At 49.0% G+C, this 22,587-nt stretch carries 22 protein-coding genes and 1 pseudogene; 11 read left to right on the plus strand and 12 right to left on the minus strand.

Annotated features, from left to right (window positions below; genetic code table 11):
* Window positions 1-10: 10 nt before the first annotated feature.
* The 5 genes from rplW to F905_RS09995 form a co-directional block, all read right to left on the minus strand.
* Complete coding sequence (rplW, locus tag F905_RS09975; RefSeq protein WP_005180285.1) at window positions 11-331, minus strand: 50S ribosomal protein L23; 321 nt, start codon at window positions 329-331, stop codon at window positions 11-13.
* Entirely contained in the window at window positions 328-930 is a 603-nt protein-coding gene (gene rplD / locus F905_RS09980; protein ID WP_005180287.1) for a 50S ribosomal protein L4, read from the minus strand. Before rplD ends, rplW begins: the two co-directional genes overlap by 4 nt.
* Window positions 931-941: 11 nt before the next feature.
* A complete protein-coding gene (rplC, locus tag F905_RS09985; protein ID WP_005180289.1) occupies window positions 942-1,580 on the minus strand; it encodes a 50S ribosomal protein L3 in 639 nt (212 codons plus the stop codon).
* A 59-nt stretch (window positions 1,581-1,639) separates the two neighbouring features.
* Window positions 1,640-1,951: a 30S ribosomal protein S10 gene (gene rpsJ, locus F905_RS09990; protein ID WP_005180291.1), complete on the minus strand. Its 312-nt coding sequence runs from the start codon at window positions 1,949-1,951 to the stop codon at window positions 1,640-1,642.
* Window positions 1,952-2,217: 266 nt separating this feature from the next.
* Entirely contained in the window at window positions 2,218-2,970 is a 753-nt protein-coding gene (locus F905_RS09995) for a type 1 glutamine amidotransferase (protein ID WP_005180293.1), read from the minus strand.
* A 161-nt stretch (window positions 2,971-3,131) separates the two neighbouring features.
* On the opposite strand from F905_RS09995, the gene F905_RS10000 reads away from it, so the two are divergent.
* From F905_RS10000 to F905_RS10030, 7 genes and pseudogenes are all read left to right on the plus strand, one after another.
* Entirely contained in the window at window positions 3,132-4,334 is a 1,203-nt protein-coding gene (locus F905_RS10000; RefSeq protein WP_005180296.1) for a PLP-dependent transferase, read from the plus strand.
* A 19-nt stretch (window positions 4,335-4,353) separates the two neighbouring features.
* Entirely contained in the window at window positions 4,354-5,937 is a 1,584-nt protein-coding gene (locus F905_RS10005; protein ID WP_005180298.1) for a helicase HerA-like domain-containing protein, read from the plus strand.
* A 149-nt stretch (window positions 5,938-6,086) separates the two neighbouring features.
* Window positions 6,087-7,298: an NO-inducible flavohemoprotein gene (gene hmpA / locus F905_RS10010; protein ID WP_005180299.1), complete on the plus strand. Its 1,212-nt coding sequence runs from the start codon at window positions 6,087-6,089 to the stop codon at window positions 7,296-7,298.
* Between the two features lie 91 nt (window positions 7,299-7,389).
* Window positions 7,390-7,842, plus strand: a complete 453-nt coding sequence (locus F905_RS10015) for an RrF2 family transcriptional regulator (protein WP_005180301.1) — start codon at window positions 7,390-7,392, stop codon at window positions 7,840-7,842.
* A gap of 87 nt (window positions 7,843-7,929) precedes the next feature.
* Window positions 7,930-8,769 (plus strand): ribosome biogenesis GTP-binding protein YihA/YsxC, encoded by an 840-nt coding sequence (yihA, locus tag F905_RS10020; RefSeq protein WP_005180304.1) that lies wholly within the window; start codon window positions 7,930-7,932, stop codon window positions 8,767-8,769.
* A gap of 149 nt (window positions 8,770-8,918) precedes the next feature.
* A pseudogene (locus F905_RS10025) lies at window positions 8,919-9,866 on the plus strand (metal-dependent hydrolase).
* A gap of 113 nt (window positions 9,867-9,979) precedes the next feature.
* Window positions 9,980-10,405, plus strand: a complete 426-nt coding sequence (locus tag F905_RS10030) for a VOC family protein (RefSeq protein WP_005180308.1) — start codon at window positions 9,980-9,982, stop codon at window positions 10,403-10,405.
* On the opposite strand, the gene F905_RS10035 is transcribed toward F905_RS10030, so the two are convergent.
* On the minus strand, window positions 10,396-11,640 hold the full coding sequence (locus tag F905_RS10035) for a dicarboxylate/amino acid:cation symporter (protein WP_034597932.1): 1,245 nt from the start codon (window positions 11,638-11,640) through the stop codon (window positions 10,396-10,398). The genes F905_RS10030 and F905_RS10035 overlap by 10 nt on opposite strands.
* Before the next feature lie 363 nt (window positions 11,641-12,003).
* Window positions 12,004-12,876 (minus strand): acyl-CoA thioesterase, encoded by an 873-nt coding sequence (locus tag F905_RS10040; protein ID WP_005180310.1) that lies wholly within the window; start codon window positions 12,874-12,876, stop codon window positions 12,004-12,006.
* A 286-nt stretch (window positions 12,877-13,162) separates the two neighbouring features.
* Here F905_RS10040 and plsB point away from each other — a divergent pair, with 286 nt between their 5' ends.
* Window positions 13,163-15,727 (plus strand): glycerol-3-phosphate 1-O-acyltransferase PlsB, encoded by a 2,565-nt coding sequence (gene plsB / locus F905_RS10045; protein ID WP_005180311.1) that lies wholly within the window; start codon window positions 13,163-13,165, stop codon window positions 15,725-15,727.
* 81 nt (window positions 15,728-15,808) lie between these two features.
* Here the strand turns inward: plsB and F905_RS10050 are convergent, their stop codons facing one another.
* Window positions 15,809-16,624 (minus strand): NAD(P)H-binding protein, encoded by an 816-nt coding sequence (locus F905_RS10050; protein WP_005180312.1) that lies wholly within the window; start codon window positions 16,622-16,624, stop codon window positions 15,809-15,811.
* A 33-nt stretch (window positions 16,625-16,657) separates the two neighbouring features.
* Here F905_RS10050 and recG point away from each other — a divergent pair, with 33 nt between their 5' ends.
* Complete coding sequence (gene recG, locus F905_RS10055; RefSeq protein ID WP_005180314.1) at window positions 16,658-18,703, plus strand: ATP-dependent DNA helicase RecG; 2,046 nt, start codon at window positions 16,658-16,660, stop codon at window positions 18,701-18,703.
* Window positions 18,690-19,325 carry a ComF family protein gene (locus F905_RS10060; protein WP_005180315.1) on the plus strand — a complete coding sequence of 212 codons (636 nt, stop codon included), beginning with the start codon at window positions 18,690-18,692 and terminating at the stop codon, window positions 19,323-19,325. Before recG ends, F905_RS10060 begins: the two co-directional genes overlap by 14 nt.
* Before the next feature lie 22 nt (window positions 19,326-19,347).
* Here F905_RS10060 and F905_RS10065 read toward each other — a convergent pair whose 3' ends face one another.
* Entirely contained in the window at window positions 19,348-19,749 is a 402-nt protein-coding gene (locus tag F905_RS10065) for an NUDIX hydrolase (protein ID WP_034597959.1), read from the minus strand.
* Window positions 19,750-19,751: 2 nt separating this feature from the next.
* Entirely contained in the window at window positions 19,752-20,345 is a 594-nt protein-coding gene (locus F905_RS10070) for an LOG family protein (RefSeq protein ID WP_005180318.1), read from the minus strand.
* Window positions 20,346-20,497: 152 nt separating this feature from the next.
* On the opposite strand from F905_RS10070, the gene F905_RS10075 reads away from it, so the two are divergent.
* Window positions 20,498-21,511: a CorA family divalent cation transporter gene (locus F905_RS10075; RefSeq protein ID WP_005180320.1), complete on the plus strand. Its 1,014-nt coding sequence runs from the start codon at window positions 20,498-20,500 to the stop codon at window positions 21,509-21,511.
* Window positions 21,512-21,647: 136 nt separating this feature from the next.
* On the opposite strand, the gene F905_RS10080 is transcribed toward F905_RS10075, so the two are convergent.
* Both F905_RS10080 and F905_RS10085 read right to left on the minus strand, forming a co-directional pair.
* On the minus strand, window positions 21,648-21,935 hold the full coding sequence (locus F905_RS10080; RefSeq protein WP_005180321.1) for an STAS domain-containing protein: 288 nt from the start codon (window positions 21,933-21,935) through the stop codon (window positions 21,648-21,650).
* 11 nt (window positions 21,936-21,946) lie between these two features.
* Entirely contained in the window at window positions 21,947-22,579 is a 633-nt protein-coding gene (locus tag F905_RS10085) for an MlaC/ttg2D family ABC transporter substrate-binding protein (RefSeq protein WP_005180322.1), read from the minus strand.
* Window positions 22,580-22,587 lie beyond the last annotated feature (8 nt).

Below are 22,587 nucleotides of genomic sequence, written 5' to 3' on the forward strand. Positions count from 1 at the left end.
ATTTTCGTCCTTATTCCGCTGCGGTTTCAGCGGTATCGCCCAAGTCAGCCATTTCAACATCTTGGCCAGCTTTCAGGGTGACGTATGCTTTTTTAACATCAGAACGACGTCCGATAGTTTTACCAAAGCGTTTAGTCTTACCTTTAGTGATAGTCGTGTTAACTTTAACAACTTCTACACCAAATAATTGTTCCACTGCTTTTTTGATTTCAAGCTTGTTTGCATTTAATGCAACCTTGAACACTTGAACACCAGCAGTTTCACCTAAAACTTGTGCTTTTTCTGAGAATACAGGTCCTTGTAGGACTTGATATAAACGTTCGTTGTTCATCCGAGTTCTACCTCAATTTTCTTAGCAGCAGCAACAGACATTACAACTTTATCGAACGCGATCAAGCTAACAGGATCGATTGCAGTAGCGTCAACCACATCAACGTGCGGAAGGTTGCGAGCTGCAAGGTATAGATTCTCATCTACAGCTTCAGTAACGATCAATGCGCGAGTTGCATTCAAGTCGTTCAGTTTTGCAAGCAATGCTTTAGTTTTAGGCGCTTCAACAGCAAACTCTTCAACTAATACAAGACGATCTTGGCGAACAAGTTCAGCTAAGATACATTGCATTGCACCGCGGTACATCTTACGGTTCACTTTTTGAGACCAGTCTTGTGGACGAGCAGCAAAAGTTTTACCACCGCCAACCCAGATTGGGCTACGAATAGAACCAGCACGAGCGCGACCAGTACCTTTTTGACGGAATGGTTTTTTACCACCGCCAGAAACGTCTGCACGTGACTTCTGAGCTTTAGAACCTTGACGACCACCAGCTAAGTAAGCTGTAACAACTTGGTGTACAAGCGCTTCGTTAAATTCACGGCCGAAAGCTACTTCAGACAATTCAACAGCAGAGCCGGAAACAGTTTTTAAATTCACGTTATTTCCCCTCAGGCCTTGATAGTAGGACGAACAGTTACGTCGCCACCAGTAGCACCAGGAACCGCGCCTTTAACAACTAGAACTGAACGCTCTGTGTCGATTGCAACGATTTCAAGACCCTGTGTAGTTACGCGTTCAGCACCTAAATGGCCAGCCATTTTTTTGCCTTTGAATACGCGACCAGGAGTCTGGTTTTGACCTGTAGAACCTAGAACACGGTGAGAAACAGAGTTACCGTGAGTAGCGTCTTGAGTACGGAAGTTCCAACGCTTAACACCACCTTGGAAACCTTTACCTTTAGATGTGCCAGTTACGTCAACGATTTGACCAACTGTGAACAAATCTACAGTAAGCGTACCACCAACTTCACGACCTTCAAGCTCAGCTTCTGTAACGCGGAATTCTTGAACCAGACGACCAGCAGCAACACCCGCTTTCGCAAAGTGACCTTTCTGAGCGTTAGTTACGCGAGATTCGCGACGTTCACCAGTAGTGATTTGAATCGCTTGATAACCATCAGTTTCAAGCGTTTTGATTTGTGTGATGCGGTTAGGATCAACCTCAATCACTGTAACAGGTACAGAAACACCAGCATCTGTAAAGATACGGGTCATACCGCACTTGCGACCGACTAAACCAATAGCCATGTGCATAAACCTCTAAAAAAGCGGCTTAATTAACTTAGAGCGTTAATTAACCGAAAGCCTTAACCCAATGCGATCTGAACATCAACACCAGCTGCAAGATCTAATTTCATCAATGCATCTACAGTTTTGTCTGTAGGTTGAACGATATCGATCAAACGTTTGTAAGTGCGGATCTCATATTGGTCACGCGCATCTTTGTAAACGTGCGGTGATGTAAGAACGTTGAAGCGTTCGATGCGAGTAGGCATCGGGATTGGACCACACACTTGTGCGCCAGTACGCTTAGCGGTTTCTACGATCTCTTGAGCAGATTGATCAATTAAACGGTGATCAAAAGACTTAAGACGGATACGAATTCTCTGGTTAGACATACCAGTTAACTCCAAGCCAAAATATATAAAGAATCACTCTTGACGCATCTCACCCCACTAATAAAGGCAAGTGTCAAGAGCAGTGAAATATCACTAAGGTCGTGATCGATGCCACGACTGTAACGATAGTTAACCACTTTCTTCGCGGTTAACCCCCTTAATATCAAAGGGTCGCCCATTATAACGATTGTTTAATGCATAAGCAAATCCTTTTGTGGCTTTTTACATCATTTTTCAAATATTTCGACAAATCAATTGTTTAATAATTATACAGCCCGCCGCTGCGCTGCAGTTTGCTGTAATACATAATCTATCGCCTGATTTAATATCTGATTTCCTTGAATAAATTTATTTTTATTGGCGCGCTGCAGCTGCTCTAGCGATTGCACATAAGGTCCCTGAAACAGGGCCAGCTCTTCTTCATCTTCCAGGAATAATTGCAGGCTTTCTGGCGTGGTTTCCGGGTGAAACTGAAAGCCCAGTACATTTTTGCCAATCTGATACATCTGATTGCGACAGGCATCATTTTCGGCCAGATGCACAGCCCCTTTGGGAATCTCGAAGCTTTCGCTATGCCACTGCATGACATTAAACTGCTCCGGCAACTGAAAATAGTCTGCTGGCACATGCCTGACCTTGTGCACCTCGTGCCAGCCCAGCTCCTGTACAGGATTGCGACTGACGGCCGCGCCCAGCGCATTGGCGATCAGTTGCCCGCCCAAACACAAACCAATGGCCGGTTTACCCATGGCCAAATAACGCCTGAGCCAGCGTTTTTCCATTTTTAACCAGGGGAAATTGGCTTCATCATTAACGCTCATGGTGCCGCCCATGACAATTAATAAATCGACCTCCTCGATCTGCGGCAGCGCTTCAATATCCAGTGCTGAATCAACCGGCAAGGCAAAAAATTCTGTGGCACTGATCTCTGCATTTAACCCTTTTAAATGCGTATAACAACTTCCAAATCCTTCACCAGCAATATGCTGAAAATAATGTACTTTTAAATGCGACGCCATGCGCTGAAACCTGTTGTTGTAGCTCTGCTTTTAGGTTTTGCAAAAATGAAGCCAACTTTAGCGCTGCATGTTCAAAGTCAAATAAATACAGCCAGATATGGCACAACTGATCCTTTTCTCTTAAGCTAAATTCAATTGATTGTCCTGATTTGAGCGAAGTCGTGAAAAAAAATCCGCAAACCGAACTGATTCATGCACCACGAAAAGCCCCTCAACTGATTTCTACGGTTCAACCTCCCCTCTATCGTGCATCGACGATTATTTTTAACAACACCGATGCACTGTTTAATCGCCACTGGACCGATGTCTATGACTATAGTTATGGCACGCACGGCACGCCGACGACCTTTACTTTAGGTGATCACATCGCGCAGATCGAAGGCGGCCTCTATCACCTGCTGGCGCCGAGCGGCCTTTCTGCGATTAATCTGGTCAATTCCTGCTTGTTAAGTCAGGGCGATGAAGTCTGGGTTCCGGATAATATTTATGGCCCGAATATGGAGCATCTGCGTAATCTGCAGCAGCGTTATGGCATTGCCGTCAAGGTCTATAACCCGGTGGAGGTAGAAAGCTTTAGCCCAAGCGATAAAGCCAAACTGTTATGGCTCGAAGCGGCTGGTTCGGTGACACTGGAGTTTCCGGACTTAATTGGTCTGGTAAAAAAAGCCCAAGCCCATAATATTTTGACTGCGCTGGACAATACCTGGGGCGCAGGACTGGCCTTTAATGCCTTTGATTTTGGCGAGGACCACTTAAGCGTAGATCTGACCGTGCATGCGCTAACCAAATATCCAAGCGGGGGTGGCGATATTTTAATGGGCTCGGTGGTGACGCGTGACCAGAAGCTCCATCATCAATTATTCCAGATGCATGCCATTCAGGGGATTTGTGTCAGCGGAGATGATACGGCGCAAATCCAGCGCAGTCTGGCCTCCATGCAGCTGCGTTACCAGCAACAGTCACAATCAGCACTGACCTTGCTGAACTGGCTAAAACAGCAAAAAGAGCTGGTTCAGGTCCTGCATCCGGCTGATCCGGACAGTGCCGGTCATGCATACTGGAAAGACATCTGCAAGGAGGGTCACAGCGCCGGACTGGTTAGTGTGATTTTTGATGCGCAATACAATTTAAACGATATTCGAGCATTCTGTGATGCATTAACCCTGTTCAAGCTGGGCTTTAGCTGGGGGGGACCGGTCAGCCTGGTAATGCTGTATAACCTTAGAGAGATGCGTGTGCTTGAGCATAAACACCTAAAACAAGGTTTGCTGGTGCGTTTCTGTATAGGACTGGAACATCCGGATGATTTAATTCAAGATATAGCGCAAGCACTACAACATTTAAAGCAGCATAAAAACGAATAACAACGAGGATCAGTACAGTATGGGTACACCAATTACCATTGCCAAAAAAACCCGTGATACCACACAAGCGATAGTCTTACATTCCCAGTTTGCCAACCGGCATGGCCTGATTGCCGGTGCAACCGGTACCGGTAAAACCGTGACCTTAAAAGTCCTGGCAGAAAGTTTTTCCCGCATTGGTGTCCCAGTCTTTCTGGCCGATGCCAAAGGCGATGTTTCCAGTCTGGCGCAGGCTGGTTCCAGCAATCCCAAATTTGATGAACGGATTAAAAGCCTGGGTATTGACAGTATTCCCTTTGCTGCCTCGCCGGTGGTGTTCTGGGATTTATTTGGTGAACAGGGCCATCCAATTCGCACCACCATCTCCGAAATCGGACCGCTACTGCTAGCCCGGATGCTGAATTTAAATGACACCCAGGAAGGTGTACTGTCGGCAGTGTTTCGGATTGCCGATGATCAGGGCCTCCTGCTGATTGACTTTAAAGACCTGAAAGCCATGCTCAGCTATGTCAGCGAACATGCGGCAGAGTTAAAGGCCGACTATGGCAATTTATCTCCAGCCAGTCTGGGCGCGATTCAGCGCAATTTACTGGCACTGGCCGATCAGGGCGGTGATCTGTTTTTTGGCGAGCCCAGCCTGAATATTCTGGATTTCATGCAGACCGATGCCCAGGGACACGGCAACATCAACCTGCTGGCTGCAGACAAGTTGATGCACACCCCGAAACTGTATGCGACCTTTTTATTGTGGATGCTATCAGAGCTGTTTGAACAGTTGCCGGAAGTTGGTGATATGGACAAACCCAAGCTGGTGTTCTTCTTTGATGAAGCGCATTTACTGTTTGACAATGCCAGCCCGGCCCTACAGGAGAAAATTGAGCAGGTAGTCCGCCTGATTCGCTCCAAAGGCGTCGGAATTTATTTTGTCACCCAGAATCCGCTGGATTTGCCTGAAAGTGTACTGGGACAGCTCGGCAACCGGGTGCAACACGCCTTGCGCGCCTTTACCCCGAAAGATCAGAAAGCGGTCAAAACCGCTGCCGAGACCTTCCGTGCCAATCCGGAGTTTCAGGTAGAACAGGCCATTACCGAACTGGCCGTCGGTGAAGCCCTAATTAGCTGTCTGGATGAACAAGGCACGCCGCAGATTGTAGAGCGCGGCTGGGTGATGCCGCCCTACTCCTCGTTTAGCCCGATTAGCCCTGAACAGCGCAAGGCACTGATGAGCCAGAGTATTGTCGCCGATGTATATGAGCAGAGTCTGGACCGGGACAGTGCCTATGAAATGCTGCAACAGAAAGTAGCGGAACGCCAGCAACAGGCTGAACAGGCCGCGCTAGAACAGCAACGCGCCAAAGAACAGGAAGCTTTAGCCAAGCAGCAAGCCAAAGAACAGGCTGCTTTGACCAAACAGCAGGCGCGGGAACAGGAACGTCTGGCCCGCGAACAGCAAAAAGAAGCTGAACGCACTGCACGACAGCGTGAAAAGCTGACTCAGGATATTGTCGGCACCTTTGCCAAGAGCGCGGCCCGCACCTTAGGCGGCAGCACCGGACAGAAAATTGTCCGCGGATTATTAGGCTCCCTGTTTGGCCGAAAATAATCAAAAAACCGATAGGAACAGCTTTCATTATGGGTTATTTTTATATCCCATAATTTTTTTATGGTTTTTTAAAAACAGTGCTTGCACTGGCGTTTTATAAAATGTATTTTAAATACATCTTATAAATAACCAGCCATGAGAGATCAGCCATGACTCCACAGCAAATTGACCTTGTAAAAGCAACTGTTCCTGTTCTACGTGAAAATGGTGTGGCCCTGACCAGCTATTTCTATAACCGCATGTTGGGGAATAATCCGGACCTTAAAGAAACCTTTAACCTGGGTCATCAACGCAGTGGTGCGCAGGCGCAGGCACTGGCAGGTGCGGTACTGGCCTATGCAGAAAATATTGAAGATCCATCAGTACTGGCGCCAGTAATTGAACTGGTCGCACACAAGCATGTCAGTCTGAATATTCAAGCTCCGGACTATAATATTGTCGGTGAAAACCTGCTGCACTCCATCAGCGAAGTGCTGAATATTTCCATGGATGATCCACTGATTGATGCCTGGGCCGCCGCGTATGGCCAGCTTGCAGAAGTGTTTATTAATACCGAACGTGCCATTTACGAGCAGCATCAGCAAACTCAAGGCAGCTGGTTAGGCTGGCGTAATTTCAAAATCGCCAAGAAAGTGGTAGAAAGCGACGAAATTACCTCGTTCTACTTTGAACCGGTCGATGGTGGTGCCTTACCAAAATATGAAGCCGGCCAATACATTTCAGTACGTGTTTTTGTCCCTGAACTGGACCTGAAACAACCACGTCAATACACGCTGTCAACCAGCCCGCAGCAAGACTACTTACGTATTTCGGTAAAACGTGAACCGGGTAATGGCGCCGACAAGATTGCAGGCTGGGTATCTAATGCGCTGCATCAGCTGCCAGAAGGTGCAGAACTTGAAATTTCAGCGCCAACCGGAAACTTCTACCTGATCGACAGCAACAAACGTAATGTGTTCATCAGTGGTGGTGTTGGCTTAACCCCAATGATTGCGATGCTGAACCAGCTGGTGACTTTAGATGTGCCACAACCGGTGACCTTCATTCATGCCTGCCGCAGCAAACAGGTACATGCCATGAAACAGCATATTCAGGACATCAAGGCGAAGTATCCACGTATTCATACCTTTACAGCCTATGAATTCCCGAATACCGAAGATGTGTTAGGTCAGGATTATGATGTGGCCGGTCGTTTGGACCTGAGCACCATGGATGCTGCCTTATTACCGGAAAATGCTGATTACTACCTGTGTGGCCCAATGCCATTCATGGCCGAGCAGCAAAAAGCCTTACTGGCACGTGGTATTAAAGCCGAACAGATTCACAGTGAAGCGTTTGGTACGGGTGGTGTACGTCACTAAAACCCCACACGTGTAAAACATAGGAGGGCTAGTCTGCTTATGGTAGACTAGCCTTCTTGTATTTCAACTTTGAAAAAATATTTGTGCGATCATGCAATTAAATAAATTCACCGACTATGCATTACGTATTCTGCTGTATATCTCCCCACCGCGAGATCTGCCGTATACGATTGCGGAAATTGCGCAGGATTTGCATGTTTCCCAAAACCATCTGGTTAAAATTGTGCATTTCATGGGCAAACAGGAATGGCTGATTACCACCCGCGGTAAAGGGGGCGGCCTGCGTTTAAATCCGGATGCACGGGCACTGAAGCTGGGCCAGATCGTGCGTATTTTGCAACGTGAAACCCAGATTGTGGAATGTAATACCCCGCCGTGCGTGCTGCGCAGCCGCTGTGGCTTAAAAGGCATTTTAGATCAGGCGCTGGAACAGTTTTATCAGAGTCTGGACCAGTACACCCTGTCCGACGTGTTAGATACTCCTGCACCGGCACAGTGGAGCACACAATCGCCAATTCAGCTGATCAATCTCCAAGTCAGCTAACTTTTGCACACGGCTACAGCAAAGTTCGCGTGTCTGCGCGAGTTGATCTATAATACCGCTTTGTAAAAGCAGTGATGAAGTTAAGTTATGCACCATAGCAGAGGAAAATCGAAAAACACTAAGGCCGCTAATGCGCCGAAGCAAAAGATTAGCTATGAGAAAAAGGCTGATCCTGCGATTACCGAATATGCCGTTCGTGCCCTGAACTGGCTACGTAAAGCCGAATTCCTGATGAGTGCACCAAAGCTGAATCTCTGTGTAGAAGATAGCGGCTATGAGGTGGCCTTTGCCGGACGTTCCAATGCTGGCAAATCCAGTGCGATTAATGCCCTCACCAACCAGAAACAGCTGGCACGTGCCTCGAAAAAACCGGGCCGTACCCAGATGATCAACTTCTTTAGTCTGGGCAATCCAGAGCAGCGTCTGGTCGATTTACCGGGTTATGGTTATGCTGCGGTACCCGAATCGATGAAAATTGTCTGGCAAAAAGAGCTGGAAAATTACCTGATTCATCGCAAGAGCTTACAGGGTCTGGTCTTGCTAATGGATATTCGCCATCCACTGCAGCATTTTGATGTGATGATGCTGGAATGGGCTTATTCCCGTCATCTGTTTGTACATGTTCTGCTAACCAAATCCGACAAGCTGAATCGTGGCCCGGCCAATAAAGTTCTGCTGGAAGTGAAACAACAGCTGAAAAAGATGAAGCTGGATTTCTCGATTCAACTGTTCTCCTCGCTCAATCGTCAGGGTCTGGAAGAACTGGCCAGTGTAATGGCCGGTCGTCTGAACTTTACCCTGGAACAATCACAGCAGTTTGATCTGGCCAGCATTCCGGAAGCCACGGCAGATGAACTGGAAGCAGAAGAGCTGCCGGATACAGAAGCTGTTGAACAGCTGACTGAAACGGCCGCCAAAGAGCCATAAGCTTTGCAACAACTCAAAACTGTCTGACAATAATTTACATCTATTGATATTGGAATGTCCCCTATTGCTAGTTTCAATGGGGGATATTTTTTTCATACTCATGCTGAGCATAATTTGAACCGCATCACATTTTAGAGGTGCAATACAGCATGAAAAAACTCCTCGCACGTTTTCGCCGTGCTGCCCGTGGCTCATCCATTGGCTACTTTATTCAACCGCGTAAAGTCCGCTTTGAATGGCAGGACACCCCCATCGACTGGATTCCGCAGCAGCCTTTTGCCAGTTATTTTATTAATGAAATTAACATGATTCTGCCGGCCGGCGAGTTCTGGTTTTGCCGGCTGTACAACAAGGTTTTGCCACAGATTCAGGATGAAAAACTGAAACAGGATGTGCAGGCCTTTATCCGCCAGGAAGCCATGCACGCCCAGGCGCATAACTCGGCCAACAAGGATTATTTAACTGAACGCCAGATTGATATTCAGCGCAATATCAGTCTGATGAACGGGCTGTTTAACCAGTTACTGGCTGATCGGCCTTTAGGTCTGCAATTGCCGCAGTGGAGCGAACGGCACTGGGATCTGTTCCGTTTAGGTATTGTTGCTACGGTAGAACACATGACCTGCGTGCTGGGTAAATATGCGCTGTATAACCGCGAATGGCAGCGTCAGGGCGCCGACCCGGCCATGCTGGATCTGGTCAAATGGCACGGCGCAGAAGAATTCGAGCATCGCACCGTAGCCTTTGACCTGTACCGGCATTTGGGTGGCAGTTATCTGGCCCGTTATTATCTGAGCCTGCTGGTGATTGCCGGGGTAATTGGTCTTTGGGTTGATGGCGCGGCGCATATTATGCGTCAGGACCCACGTTATGCATCAATCCGGCCAGCCCTGTATAAACCGTGGATCTGGCGGGAATGGTACCGCACTGCACAGGCCAATAATGGCTTATTGCCCTCACCATTCTGACTGGTATCACAACAGTTGGGTTATTTAATGCCGTGGTATGACCCGCTGCATGAAGCCAAAACCGAAGATGCGCTGGCCTATCTGCAAGCCTCCCCGGCGGCACAGCGCGCCCAACTTAAAGTCGCGTAAAGCGTCCACTTGGTGCAGAATTGCAGAGATACAATTGCCCGACACAGGCAGCACTGTGTCAAGCCAGATTTCCGCTAAGATAAAAATTAGACTTGAACGAAAAGGCAGGAACAATGCGCGCATCTTTAAGTGTGATCACGCTGGCTGTGCAGGATTTAGACGCAGCTTTGCGCTTTTATCAGCAAGGTTTGGGCTGGCAGAGTGAGGGTATCGTCGGGCAGGAATTTGAACAGGGCGCAGTGGCGTTTATCACGCTGGATTCAGGCCTGACACTGGCACTGTGGCCGCAAGCTGCTTTGGCGCAGGATAGTGGCCTACCCCTGAGCCGTTTTTGCCCGACCCAAATCAGTCTGGGGCATAATGTGCATAGTCCGCTGGATGTAGATCAGGTGATGCAGCAGGCCGAGCGTGCCGGTGCCACTATTGTCAAACCGGCACAAGCCACTTTTTATGGCGGTTATGCCGGTTATTTTCAGGACCCCGATGGCCATCTCTGGGAAGTGGTCTGGAATCCGTGCTGGGAAGATGCTCAGGATTGAGTGGCGATCTCATCGTCGCGGGTATAGCGATCGACCACCACACTAATCATCATATCACCCTGGACATTGACTACGGTACGTACGGTATCCAGCAAACGATCAATCGGCAGTAAAATGGCAATTGCTTCTGCCGGCAGACCGACCGATTGCAGCACCATAATCATGGTGACCATGCCGGCACTTGGAATTCCCGGCGCGCCCAAGGAGGCAATCATGGCGGTGGCACAGACCACCAGCTGCTGGCCCAAGGTCAAATCCAGTCCCATTAAATTGGCAATAAACAGCGCCGCAGCGGCTTCATATAAGGCCGTGCCATCCATATTCAGCTGTGTACCGAGCGGAATTACAAAGCCAGCTGTTTGCGGACGCACCTTCAGATTTTCCTGGGCGCATTTCATCGAAAGTGGCATGGTGGCCGAACTGGAACTGGTGGCAAATGCAGTAATTAAAGCAGCGCGGGTTCCTTTAAAGAAGGTCACTGGATTCATTTTGCCAAATAGCCACAGCAACAGCGGCAGTACCACCAGCCCATGGAAAATCGTGGTACCCGTTACCACCACAGCAAACTCAGCCAGACGGCTGAGTACGGTCACATCTTCGGTAGCAATCAGCTTGGCCAATAGCGCAAAAATCCCCAGCGGTGCCAGTTTCATCACCCAGCCAATCATCAGCATCATGATGTCAAAAAACTGATGGCTAAGCCGGCGTACGGTCCGGAACTGTTCACCGCCTTTGACCAGCGCCACCCCGACAAATAAGGCAAACACCACCACCGCCAGCACATTGCCCTCGGCAAAGGCCTTAAACGGATTAATCAGGGTATTTTGAATAAAATTGGTGAAGAAGGACGATGGCGTTAAGGTATCTGGCGTCTGATGCTGGCTCATCGCGTCCTGGAATAAACGCACATCTACGCCTTTACCGACTTCAAACAGATGCGCACAGGCCAGACCTAAAATTAGCGCCAATGTAGTGGTGGTCACACAGCACAGCAAGGTAATTTTCCAGACCCGGCTCAGCTGGCCAGAAGCCTGCAGGTTGGATACCCCGACTACAATCGAACTGAAAATCAGGGGAATCAGCAGCATTTTCAGCAGGCCGATAAAAATACTGCTGGCAATACTCAGGCCATATAAGCTGCCGTCATAAAATGCGCTGCCCGGCAACAGGTTCAACAAAAACCCGAATAGAACCCCTAAAATTGCGGCCACCAGAATTTGTGTATTTAAGCTCATGGGTGCATATATTGTGATGTCATCTTGCTTGGCACTATGCCATGCGAGCTGCGCTGAATCGAGCATTATTTTGTCAAAAGCAAATCCAGCTCAGGAAAAAAGCCCGGTGCCAGAAAAACTGGCATAAGATGTGCTTTATCAGTGCATTACCTTGTTTTTAAGACTAAAAGAGTAACCTCATGAAAAAACTCGCCCTTATTCTTGCACTAATTTGTAGCACTACGCAGGTTTTTGCCCATTCTTCGGGCAACAGCAAGGCACAAGGCTGCCATAAACATGCACTAAGTGATCTGCCACATTGCCATTGAAGGTAGGATAAAAAAAGCCGAATCGACTGATTCGGCTTTTTTTATTGATATTGGTTTACTGAGTTTCAATTTCGCGTAGGCGAATTAAACCTTCCTGGGTGGTGCTACAGACCAGCTCACCGTTTTGCCACATACGGCCAAAGTTCAGGCCACGTGAACTGTTGCTGATGGTAGCTTCCATGTCATATAGCATCCAGTCATCGACCCGGAATGGCTTATGGAAATACATGGCATGGTCGATACTGGCACATTGCAAACTTGGCGACAGATAACTCAGGCCATGCGGACGCAGCGCAGTGGTCATTAGGGTAAAGTCGGAATAAAAAGCAGCAATGGCCTGATGCAGGGCAATTTCATCCTGCTCCGCTGCAATCGGACTATGCGTACGGATATAGTGCGCATAAGACGGCGCTTCCGGCTGCGGCTGAAACGGATTACTTGGATTCACCGGACGGATTTCCACATGCCGGTCACGGGTAAAGCTGGCACGAACGTTTTTCGGAATAAACTCGACAATGCTCTGTACCAGTTCTGCTTCATTTTTTAACTGTTCCGGTGCCGGATATTCAGGCTCGGAAATCTGGTAATTCAGCCCTTCTTCTGGCGCAGCAAAAGATACCATACACATAAAGATGGTCCGGCCATGCTGGATGGCTCGCACCTGACGGCTAACAAAGCTCTTGCCTTCACGAATCCGGTCCACTTCATAAATAATCGGTGCGTTGACATCGCCGCCAAACAGGAAGTAGGCATGTAAGGAATGCGCCGGACGGTCGGTGGTATACGAGGCTGCACGCAGTGCCTGGCCCAGTACCTGTCCACCGAACACGCGCTTACCGACCAGATTGCGGCTGATGCCTCGGTAGATATTTTCTTCAAGTTTTTCCAGGCTAAGCAGTTCAACCAGTTCCTGAGTCAGTGCATTCATGCGGGGAAACCTATGTCGGGATATTTAAAAATCAAAACAAGCAAAATAGAAACAGCTCAATCTTGCCTATTTTGCCATATTTGTCGACTAAAACACTAAAGTTTAACTGACTGCCCTGTCACGGCTCCCGTATAATGCACCGCACTAAAAATACGATTTTTAACGATAAAATTGAGCACTAAAGATAGAATTTGTCAGAAAATGTCAGGCTATTTTTCGCTACAATTAGATTCATTATTTTTCCCTCAGATAATCTGCGGTACTGGTCATTGATTTAGGAGTTGGTATGTCCAAGAGTGGTTTTGGTCAAATTTATCGTCAGCTTTCAAGCAAACTGCTTGATCTGGTGGTAACCCCGCATGTACTGGGCGAGGTTCCTGCCGAAGCAGCAGCGACAGACCATTCAGAACAGCCGACCCAGAAAATTGTCTGCTATGTGCTACAGAACCATTCCCGCAGCAATGCCCTGGTCCTTGATGGTGAAACACGCCGCTTAAAGCTGCCGCCAGCATTAGACCCGATGCAGATTGGCCAGCACAAGGAAAAAGCTTCGATTCTGTTTCTACAGCACTATGATGAAAACAATCTGCTAAATCCGCCGCCGCACGCCTTTCCGCCGCGTTTACTACGCCTGATTGAACTGCTGGAACAGCACCCGGAACTGGATATTGAGCTGATTCCGGTAACCGTTCTCTGGGGCCGCGCACCAGATAAAGAAGATTCCTGGCTCAAACTGCTCCTGACCGATACCTGGGCTACGCCGGGTACCGTCAAGCAGCTGGTCAATATTGGCCTGCATGGTCGCCAGTCCTATCTGGAGTTTCATGAGGCACAGTCTTTAAGAGCGATGGTGCAGACCGCCAAGATTCAGGCCCCGAACCTGTCGCCAGCGACCTGTATTATTAATACCTTAAATAATTATTTAGACAGCCAGCGCGAAGTGGTATTAGGTCCCGATTTATCGGACCGCCGTAACGTCATGCATAGCCTGATTAAAGCGCCGGATGTACAAGAAGCCATTCGCCGCGAAAGCATCCGCAGTAAAATCAGCATGATTGAAGCCGAGCGCCGTGCCATTGGCTATTTAAATGAAATCGTGTCGGACTATTCCTATGCCGCCATCCGCTTTGCTGAAACGGCACTAACCCGTTTATGGACCCAGCTCTATGATGGCGTCGAGGTGCATAATTTCAGCACCGTGCGTGAACTGGCCAAAGACTACGAAATTATTTATACCCCGTGCCATCGCAGTCATATCGACTATTTATTGCTGTCTTATGTGATTTATAAACGCGGCATGATGGTGCCGTATATTGCGGCTGGCGATAACCTGAACATGCCCTTTGTCGGTCAGTTATTACGCGGTGGCGGGGCCTTCTTTATTCGCCGGACTTTCCGTGGCAATGGCCTGTACACCACCGTATTTAAGGAATATCTGTACAGCATTCTGTCGCGTAACACGCCGCTGGAATACTTTATTGAAGGCGGCCGTTCGCGTACCGGCCGCTTGTTGCCACCAAAAACCGGTATGCTGGCCATGACCGTACATGGACATTTACGTGGCCGCGCCAAACCGATTGCCTTTGTACCGACCTATATTGGTTATGAACGCCTGATGGAAGGTTCGACCTATGTCGGTGAAATGCAGGGTAAACCGAAAGAAGCCGAATCCATTGTCGGTATTCTGAAAACCTTGAGAAAAATCGAGCGTATTTTTGGCAAGGTGCATGTGAACTTTGGCGAGCCAGTCTTTTTGGATGACATGCTGAAACAGCATGGCGCCGAGCAGATCAGTATCGAAAAAAATGACGACCCGATTCCGCAGGAAGTGTCCGATGCAGTAAACAGCTCGGCCTATGCGATTCTGGAAAATATTAACCGCGCCGTGGTAATTAACCCGGTATCGCTGTTATCGCTGATTTTGCTGGCCACGCCAAAACATACCCTGGATGAAGCGATCTGTATCAAGCAGCTGGATACCTATCGTGACCTGCTCACTGCCCTGCCTTACGATGAGCGCACCCACATTACCCCGCTTTCAGGCAAGGAAATTATTGCCTACGGTCTGAAGCTGAAACTGATTAAACGTGTGCAGCACGTTCTGGGCGATATTATTGCCATTGAAGACAATCAGGCGGTGTTGCTAACCTATTTCCGTAACAATATTCTGCATGCCTTTGTCCTGCCATCTCTGGTGGCGGCACTGGTGGAGCACAATGGTTCAATCAAGCGTGGCGATCTGATTAATGTAATTCGTACGCTGTATCCGTTCCTGAAAGCCGAGCTGTTCCTGAAATGGAATGAAGCAGAACTGAAACAGCAGATCTGTGCCTATGCCGATGGGCTGATTCAGGCCAAGCTGATTAGTGAAGATGCTGAAGGGAATCTGCTTTCTCCGGCACCGAACAGTGAAGATCATAACCAGTTGGTAGTATTGGCTGCGCCGGTGATGCAAAGTCTGGAACGCTACTACATGACCCTGGCGCTGATTACCCAGCGTGGTTCAGGCAATATTTCCGCCCGTCAGGTTGAAGAATTGAGTCATCTGGTTGGTCAGCGTTTATCGGTGCTGTATGAGTTCAATTCACCGGAATTCTTCGATAAGGCCCTGTTCCAGAGCTTTATTAAAGTGCTGACCCAGCAAGGCTATATCAGCACCAACAGCGACAATGCCATTGTCTTTGATGAGAACTTTAGCAATGTGGCGCAGTATGCCAATCTGGTGCTGGATGATGTAACCCTGCAAATGCTGCAACACATCACCACCTTTAGCGATGAAGAACTGAAAGATGCACTAGATGCACTAGCCGCACAGCAAGCCAAACGTCGCTTAAAACGTAAAAAGAAATAAAAAAACCGTCCATAACCCGTATCTTTGCCTTCGTGCAAAGGTGCGGGAAATATCAGCCATCCTCAATAAAATTAAAAATACTTAGTTCACATCCGCTTGCTGTAACAGGGCCAGATAATCCTGAAAACAGTCATCATGCTGTAACTTAAAACCACTGTCCTGCATCCGTTTCGGTCGAATCCGCTTGCCGGTTTCGTGCGGACTGGTCAGGGTTAATAACGGCCGATGTAGCTGCTGCTGAAACCATTGCACCACTTCATGCAGCAGTTGCGGCTGACCATTACTGACAATATAACTCTCCTGCAGATGTTCCACGTGAATCATCTGTGCCAGAAAACGCGCCAGATCATCAATATGAATCCGGTTAGACCAGTGCCGGTTTGGATATTCAGTGAGCGTGTGCGCCAGCTTGACCATCCTTGCGATTGAGGTGCCATAAATACCGCTGGGCCGGATAATGGTGCAACGCTCCGGATAAGCGCTTAAATAGGCCTGCTCCATCTTGAGCAGAATGTCTGCCTGTGCATCTGGCGGCTGAAGCAGTGTGGTATCCTCAATCCATTCCCCGGCATTTTGTCCATACACCCGGGTCGATGACACCACCACCATGCGCCGCACCGGATGCGCTGCCAGCGCCGTTACAATTGGTTGCACCGAATCCAGATAGGTCTGCTGATAGGCCTCCGGCGTACTCTGCCCCGGACTGAGCAGCACATAGACCCAGTCAATGGGCGTCAGCCGGCTTAAATCCAGCTGCTGCACATCCTGAATCAGATGCGTTGCATGGTCATCACTTTTCCGGCTGCGGCTAATTGTGGTAATTTGGTGGCCAGCTTGAAATAGTTGTTTAGCCACACGTGCAGATGTTTTACCATAACCGATAAATAAAATATGCATAACCCACTTGCTCATTACCATTGTTGAGGGGACATGGCCGCAGTCCATCAATTACAAGGCGTTGGCGCTGCTGCTGCCGCGTTACTGGAAAAACTGAATATTTTCACCACAGATGACCTACTATTTCATCTGCCGCGTGATTATGAAGATCGTAGCACAATCATTCCGATGAACCAATTGAACGTCGGCCGCAGCTATTTACTGGAAGGCATTGTCAAAGGGGTCGATTTCCCACCCGGCAAACGCAAGTCGATGGCAATTCTGCTGGATGATGACAGCGCCAAAGTCACCTTACGTTTTTATCATATTTATAAAGGCCTAACCGACCGTGCCAAAGTCGGCAACCGTCTGCGCGTGTTTGGTGAAGTCCGGGTCGGCGCACGTGGTCTGGAAATGTATCATCCGGAAATCCAGCTGATCAGCGAGCATACTCCGCTACCGAAAACCCAACTCACGGCGATTTATCCAAGCACCGAAGGGCTGACCCAGTCCAAACTGCGCGACTATGTCAAACAGGCGCTGAAACAGCACAGTGATGATCTGCCGGAACTGTTGCCGGAAAAATTTACCAACGGCTATGCACTGAAACAGGCGCTAGAATATATCCATGAGCCGCCAACCAGTGCCAATATGCTGCAGCTTGGTCAGGGTTCGCATCCGGCCCAGCAGCGGCTGATTTTTGAGGAACTGGTGGCACATCAGGTCAGTTTATTGACCCGCCGCGCTTATATCCAGCAGATTGAAGCGCCAGCTTTTGCGCCCAGCCAACGTCTGGCCAAGCAGTTACTGGCCGGTTTACCGTTTAGCATGACCGGCGCACAAAAACGGGTGTCCAAGGAAATTATCCAGGACCTGAAACAAAACAAGCCGATGCTGCGACTGGTACAAGGCGATGTCGGCGCCGGCAAAACGCTGGTGGCGGCGGTGGCGGCCTGTCATGCACTGGAAGAAGGCTGGCAGGTGGCGCTGATGGCACCGACTGAGATTCTGGCTGAACAACATTATTTAAACTTTAAACGCTGGTTTGAACCTTTGGGACTGACCGTATCCTGGCTCTCTGGCAAACAGAAAGGCAAGGCCCGCGCCAGCGCCGAACAGATTATTCAGGATGGCAGCGCCCAGCTAGTGGTCGGCACCCATGCGCTGTTTCAGGACAATGTCGAATTTGCCAAGCTGGGACTGGTGATTATTGATGAGCAGCACCGCTTTGGGGTCGATCAGCGGCTGGCCTTAAGAAACAAGGGCCTGAATCACATGACTCCGCATCAGCTGGTGATGACCGCCACCCCAATTCCACGTACGCTGGCGATGTCCGCCTATGGCGATCTGGACACTTCCATTATTGATGAGCTGCCGCCGGGCCGTACCCCGATTCAGACCGTGACCATTCCACTGGACCGGCGCGAACAGGTACTACAGCGTATTGCCAGCAACTGTGCCGAAGGCAAACAGGCCTATTGGGTCTGCACCCTGGTCGAACAGTCAGAAACGTTGGATGCGCAAGCTGCCGAAGCGACTTTTGCTGAAATCAAGGAACGCTTTCCGGAACTGAATATTGGTCTGGTGCATGGCAAAATGAAGGCTGATGACAAACAGGCGGTGATGCAGCAGTTTAAAGACAACCAGCTACAATTGCTGATTGCCACCACCGTGATTGAAGTCGGCGTCGATGTCCCGAATGCTTCAATTATGGTGATTGAAAATGCCGAGCGTTTAGGGCTGTCGCAATTGCATCAGCTGCGTGGCCGGGTCGGTCGGGGCGCCAAAGCCAGTTTCTGTGCCCTGCTGTATAAGCATCCGCTGTCGCAAAACGGCCAGGAACGGCTGCGGATTTTAAGAGAAAGCAATGATGGCTTTGTGATTGCCGAAAAAGATCTGGAACTGCGCGGCCCCGGGGAGTTGCTGGGCACCAAACAAACCGGCGATATGGGCTTTCGGGTGGCCAAGCTGGAACGCGATGATCATCTGCTGAATCAGGCACATTATGTGGCCCAGCAGATGCTGAAAGATTATCCCGAGCAGGCCGAGGCCCTGCTCAAACGCTGGCTGCCGGAAGCACCACGTTATGCCTATGTTTAAGCTGCTGGCGCATAGCCGTACGCTATTACAAAAATTACTGCCCTGCCAGCTCTGTGGCAGTGCGGCCCAGCAGAAGTACCGGGTCTGTGCAGATTGCTTGCAGCAACTGCCATGGTTAAAAGCAAACGTCTACCGGCAGGAAACCGAGATTCAGGTGGCCTGTCATTATCGTTATCCAGTCGACCGGATGATTCAGCAATTCAAATATGAGCAGCAACTGCATTATCAGTCTTTACTGGCGGGCAGCCTGTGTGAATTGACCTATCCACGGGTACAGGCCATTGTCCCGATGCCGGTGGCAACCGAGCGACTGGCAGAGCGTGGCTATCATCATACCCTGCTGCTGGCTCAGGTGCTGGCACGCCATTTACAGCTACCAATCTGGCAACCGGTTGTACGGCGCCATCAACACAGTCAAAAAGGCTTAAGCCGCTTGGAACGACTGGAAAATCTGGACCAGCAATTCCAGCTGCGACCCGATGCCGGCCGGCCCTATCGCCGGGTGTTAATTGTCGATGATGTGGTCACCACCGGCAGCTCAATTCGTGCACTGAAACAGCAGCTGGAGCAACTTGGCTGTCACAAGGTCTATGCGGTGTGTATTGCCAGTGCCGATGGTTAAATCATCTGAAAAACAGCCAGCCTTAAGCCGACTGTAACAGATGCTGTTTCACCCAGGGAATCACCACTTCTGTGGTTAACGGTGCCAGACGTGTCGTCTTATCTTCCAGTTCAATCCATTTCATTTCCGCAATTTCCGCCTGAACCTGCGGGTCCTGATCGAGCTGCACATAATAAACATAACTGACCAGACGATGATCCGGCTCATTGGCTGTAGCGGTTTCAAAACGGCCAACAAACTGTTTAATCCGGGCCTGACAGCCAATTTCCTCCGCAATTTCCCGGCAGATGGTCTGCTCCGGTGGCTCAGCGCTTTCCAGCTTGCCGCCAACCTGCATAAAACATTGGGTGTGCTGTTTGCGTACCAGCAGCAATTGCTGCTGCTCGTTCAGAATAATGGCCGCAGCTACGGTAATGGTGTTCATATTTATTTCACCAAGGCCTGACGGTCGGCCATACCCCATTTCGGTTCAGGTGCCTGAAAGCGTTCAAACTGGCTTAAAATCTCATCCATAGAATCAGACACAATTAACGCCTCGGTAAAACGTGCATGGGTAAAGCCCTTGTCAGTGGTCATGCGAATAAAGCGCAGCAGATCATCATAAAAACCTTCAACATTTAAAAAGGCATTCGGTTTTAAATGAATTCCCAGCTGGGCCCAGGTCCACTGCTCAAAAATTTCTTCCAGCGTACCGGCACCGCCCGGCATGGCAATAAAGGCATCGGACAGTTCTGACATTTTGGTTTTACGCTCATGCATATTCTTCACCACATGCAGCTCGGTTAAACCGGGATGGGCCAGCTCGCGATCAACCAGTGGCTCCGGAATCACGCCAATTACGGCACCACCGGCCTGCAAGGCACTGTCTGCGACCACACCCATTAACCCGGAGCGACCACCACCATAGACCAGGGTTTTGCCCTGTTTTGCAATCGTTTGCCCGACCAGCTGCGCCGTGTCCACAAAAACCGCATCGGAACCTAAAGCCGAGCCACAAAAGACTGCAATTGAATTTGTCATTTTTTCACCATGTTCAGCGGCTATGATGCCGCAAATATACCCTTGAGCTGATTTTTTAAATAAATTAGCACTTCAAACAGTGTTTTTAATCAAATCCTTGTCTAAAATACACCCATCAATAAAACCCATACTGCGCAAGGGAGAAAAGACTAATGCTTGAAGCCTTTTACGCCACAGAGCGCGGTAGTCTGGAAGATGCCACCATCAACGGCGGCTTCGACCTGCATCCAGAACTGGTCTGGATTGACCTGATCGCCCCTTCACAAGAAGAACAACAGTGGGTCATGGACGCCTACCGGCAGGATTTACCCACCTTAAAGTCCCTGGAAGACATTTCCTCATCTGCCCGATTTTACCGTGATGATGATGGGGTTTTACACATCAGCACCTATTTTTTAACGAAAAATAAAAACTATCAGGTCGATGATGAATCGGAAGAAAATTCCAGTATTCTCGCCACGGTACAAACCGTTGCCTTTATTTTAAACCGGGACCGCCTGCTAACCCTGCGCGGTGAAAAACTGGTGGCCTTTCGTGCCTTTCGTGCCCGTGCACGGCGCAATGATTATGAAATTGATTATAAAGACCCGACCTGGGTGCTGCTCGGTCTGTTAGAAGCCAAGCTGGATGAGCTTGCGGATATCTTGGAAGATATCCACAAGGACCTGGAAAAATACTCTACCGAAGTGCTGAATAACCGCCACCGGGAAATGATTTTAGACCTCGATGACATGATTACCCGGCTGGCACAACTGGAAGATATGCTTGGAAAAGCCCAGCTCTGTCTGATTGATTTACGCCGAGTACTGACCTTTTTAGCCCGTCCACGTGCTTTGGGCAGTCATATTTATGATGCCGATATCCGTGAACTGAGTGAAGATGTACGCTCGCTGGTCGAACACGACGCCTTCCTGTTCCAGAAAGTGCGCTTCCTGCTCGATACTACTTCGGGCTTCATTAACACCGAACAGAATGACACCATCCGTCGCTTCTCGATTTTACCAAGTATGCTGGCACCACCGATGCTGGTGGCCAGTGTCTATGGCATGAACACCGATGTACTGCCTTTTGCCAAAGGCACCACCAGTTTTATTATTGTCAGTATTATCCTGATTGGCTTCTTTATCGGGCCGCTGATTTACTTCAGATGGAAGAAATGGATTTAATGCGATATGTCTCTCCCTAAGGGAGAGAGTTAGAGAGAGGGCTGGTTTCACTAATCCTTCATCCCTCCTCACCTCCCTTAGGTAAAGAGAGAAACTTAACGCCATAAAAAAGCACCTCGGTTGAGGTGCTTTTTGTTTAAGCGCTGAGCTGTAAATCATCCTGCAAATGACAGGATTGAATAATCTTCATCATTTTTTCCGGGACAGCTTTAAAGACCAGCCCTTGCGCATCCGGGGTCTGTCTTAACCAGCGCACCAGCACAGCCAAAGCCAGGGTACTACCCTGCTCAAGTCCGGCCAGATTCACAACCACCGGGGCAGGCTGCTGTTGAATCAGCTGCAAGCCCTGCTGGTAATACTGCTCGGCATTGTTAAAGTCAATTTTCCCGGAAACCCGCAGTTCCTGATTTACATATTCAATCACAGCACGTCCTATTATTTTTTATCAACCGCAGCTTCTGCATCTGGTTTAAAGGTCGCAATCGCCTTATCAATATTGCCGCCATTACGTTTGACGTTGGCTGCAAACTGGTTACGGAACTGCAGGCCTAAATCAATCCCGGATACGTTGATGTTACGGATTTTCCACTGATTGCCTTTATCGACCAGCTGGAACGATACCGGAATTTTCTCGCCTTTGTTATTAAAGTCGATGGTCACTACCGGGTTCTTGCTGTTGCTGGCTTTATACGGACGTAAGGTATAAGTCTGGTTGCTGAATTTCGCAAAGGCTGAACCATAGTTTTCAATCAGGGTTTCACGGAAATTCTTTTCAAACTGGGCACGCTGTGCAGCTGAACTGTACTGATTGGTCGCATAGGTTCCCATCACAATACGGGTAAAGGCTTGCGAATCGATATACGGATCAAGGTTCTGGCGCACAATGGTTTTCACCAAGGCCGGATTATTTTGCAGTTTGGCATGATCGGCTTTTAAACGCGAAATCAGGCCATCCGCCACTTTCTTGATAAATGCGGGAGGAGTTTCGGTTGGTGCAGCAAATGCACTACCTGCCACCAGCGTGGCCAAAACACTTGCGGTCAAGGTTTGTTTGAACAATGTCTTCACTAAAATTT

This window comes from Acinetobacter sp. CIP 53.82, assembly GCF_000369465.1.
Taxonomy (GTDB): domain Bacteria; phylum Pseudomonadota; class Gammaproteobacteria; order Pseudomonadales; family Moraxellaceae; genus Acinetobacter; species Acinetobacter indicus.

Bases quoted from the DNA above. Each gene is read 5' to 3' on its own strand.
- rplW (WP_005180285.1), bottom strand. From the start codon at position 331: ATGAACAACGAACGTTTATATCAAGTCCTACAAGGACCTGTATTCTCA.
- rplC (WP_005180289.1), bottom strand. From the start codon at position 1,580: ATGGCTATTGGTTTAGTCGGTCGCAAGTGCGGTATGACCCGTATCTTT.
- rpsJ (WP_005180291.1), bottom strand. From the start codon at position 1,951: ATGTCTAACCAGAGAATTCGTATCCGTCTTAAGTCTTTTGATCACCGT.
- F905_RS09995 (WP_005180293.1), bottom strand. From the start codon at position 2,970: ATGGCGTCGCATTTAAAAGTACATTATTTTCAGCATATTGCTGGTGAA.
- F905_RS10005 (WP_005180298.1), top strand. From the start codon at position 4,354: ATGGGTACACCAATTACCATTGCCAAAAAAACCCGTGATACCACACAA.
- hmpA (WP_005180299.1), top strand. From the start codon at position 6,087: ATGACTCCACAGCAAATTGACCTTGTAAAAGCAACTGTTCCTGTTCTA.
- F905_RS10015 (WP_005180301.1), top strand. From the start codon at position 7,390: ATGCAATTAAATAAATTCACCGACTATGCATTACGTATTCTGCTGTAT.
- yihA (WP_005180304.1), top strand. From the start codon at position 7,930: ATGCACCATAGCAGAGGAAAATCGAAAAACACTAAGGCCGCTAATGCG.
- F905_RS10030 (WP_005180308.1), top strand. From the start codon at position 9,980: ATGCGCGCATCTTTAAGTGTGATCACGCTGGCTGTGCAGGATTTAGAC.
- F905_RS10035 (WP_034597932.1), bottom strand. From the start codon at position 11,640: ATGAGCTTAAATACACAAATTCTGGTGGCCGCAATTTTAGGGGTTCTA.
- F905_RS10040 (WP_005180310.1), bottom strand. From the start codon at position 12,876: ATGAATGCACTGACTCAGGAACTGGTTGAACTGCTTAGCCTGGAAAAA.
- plsB (WP_005180311.1), top strand. From the start codon at position 13,163: ATGTCCAAGAGTGGTTTTGGTCAAATTTATCGTCAGCTTTCAAGCAAA.
- F905_RS10050 (WP_005180312.1), bottom strand. From the start codon at position 16,624: ATGCATATTTTATTTATCGGTTATGGTAAAACATCTGCACGTGTGGCT.
- recG (WP_005180314.1), top strand. From the start codon at position 16,658: ATGGCCGCAGTCCATCAATTACAAGGCGTTGGCGCTGCTGCTGCCGCG.
- F905_RS10060 (WP_005180315.1), top strand. From the start codon at position 18,690: ATGCCTATGTTTAAGCTGCTGGCGCATAGCCGTACGCTATTACAAAAA.
- F905_RS10065 (WP_034597959.1), bottom strand. From the start codon at position 19,749: ATGAACACCATTACCGTAGCTGCGGCCATTATTCTGAACGAGCAGCAG.
- F905_RS10070 (WP_005180318.1), bottom strand. From the start codon at position 20,345: ATGACAAATTCAATTGCAGTCTTTTGTGGCTCGGCTTTAGGTTCCGAT.
- F905_RS10075 (WP_005180320.1), top strand. From the start codon at position 20,498: ATGCTTGAAGCCTTTTACGCCACAGAGCGCGGTAGTCTGGAAGATGCC.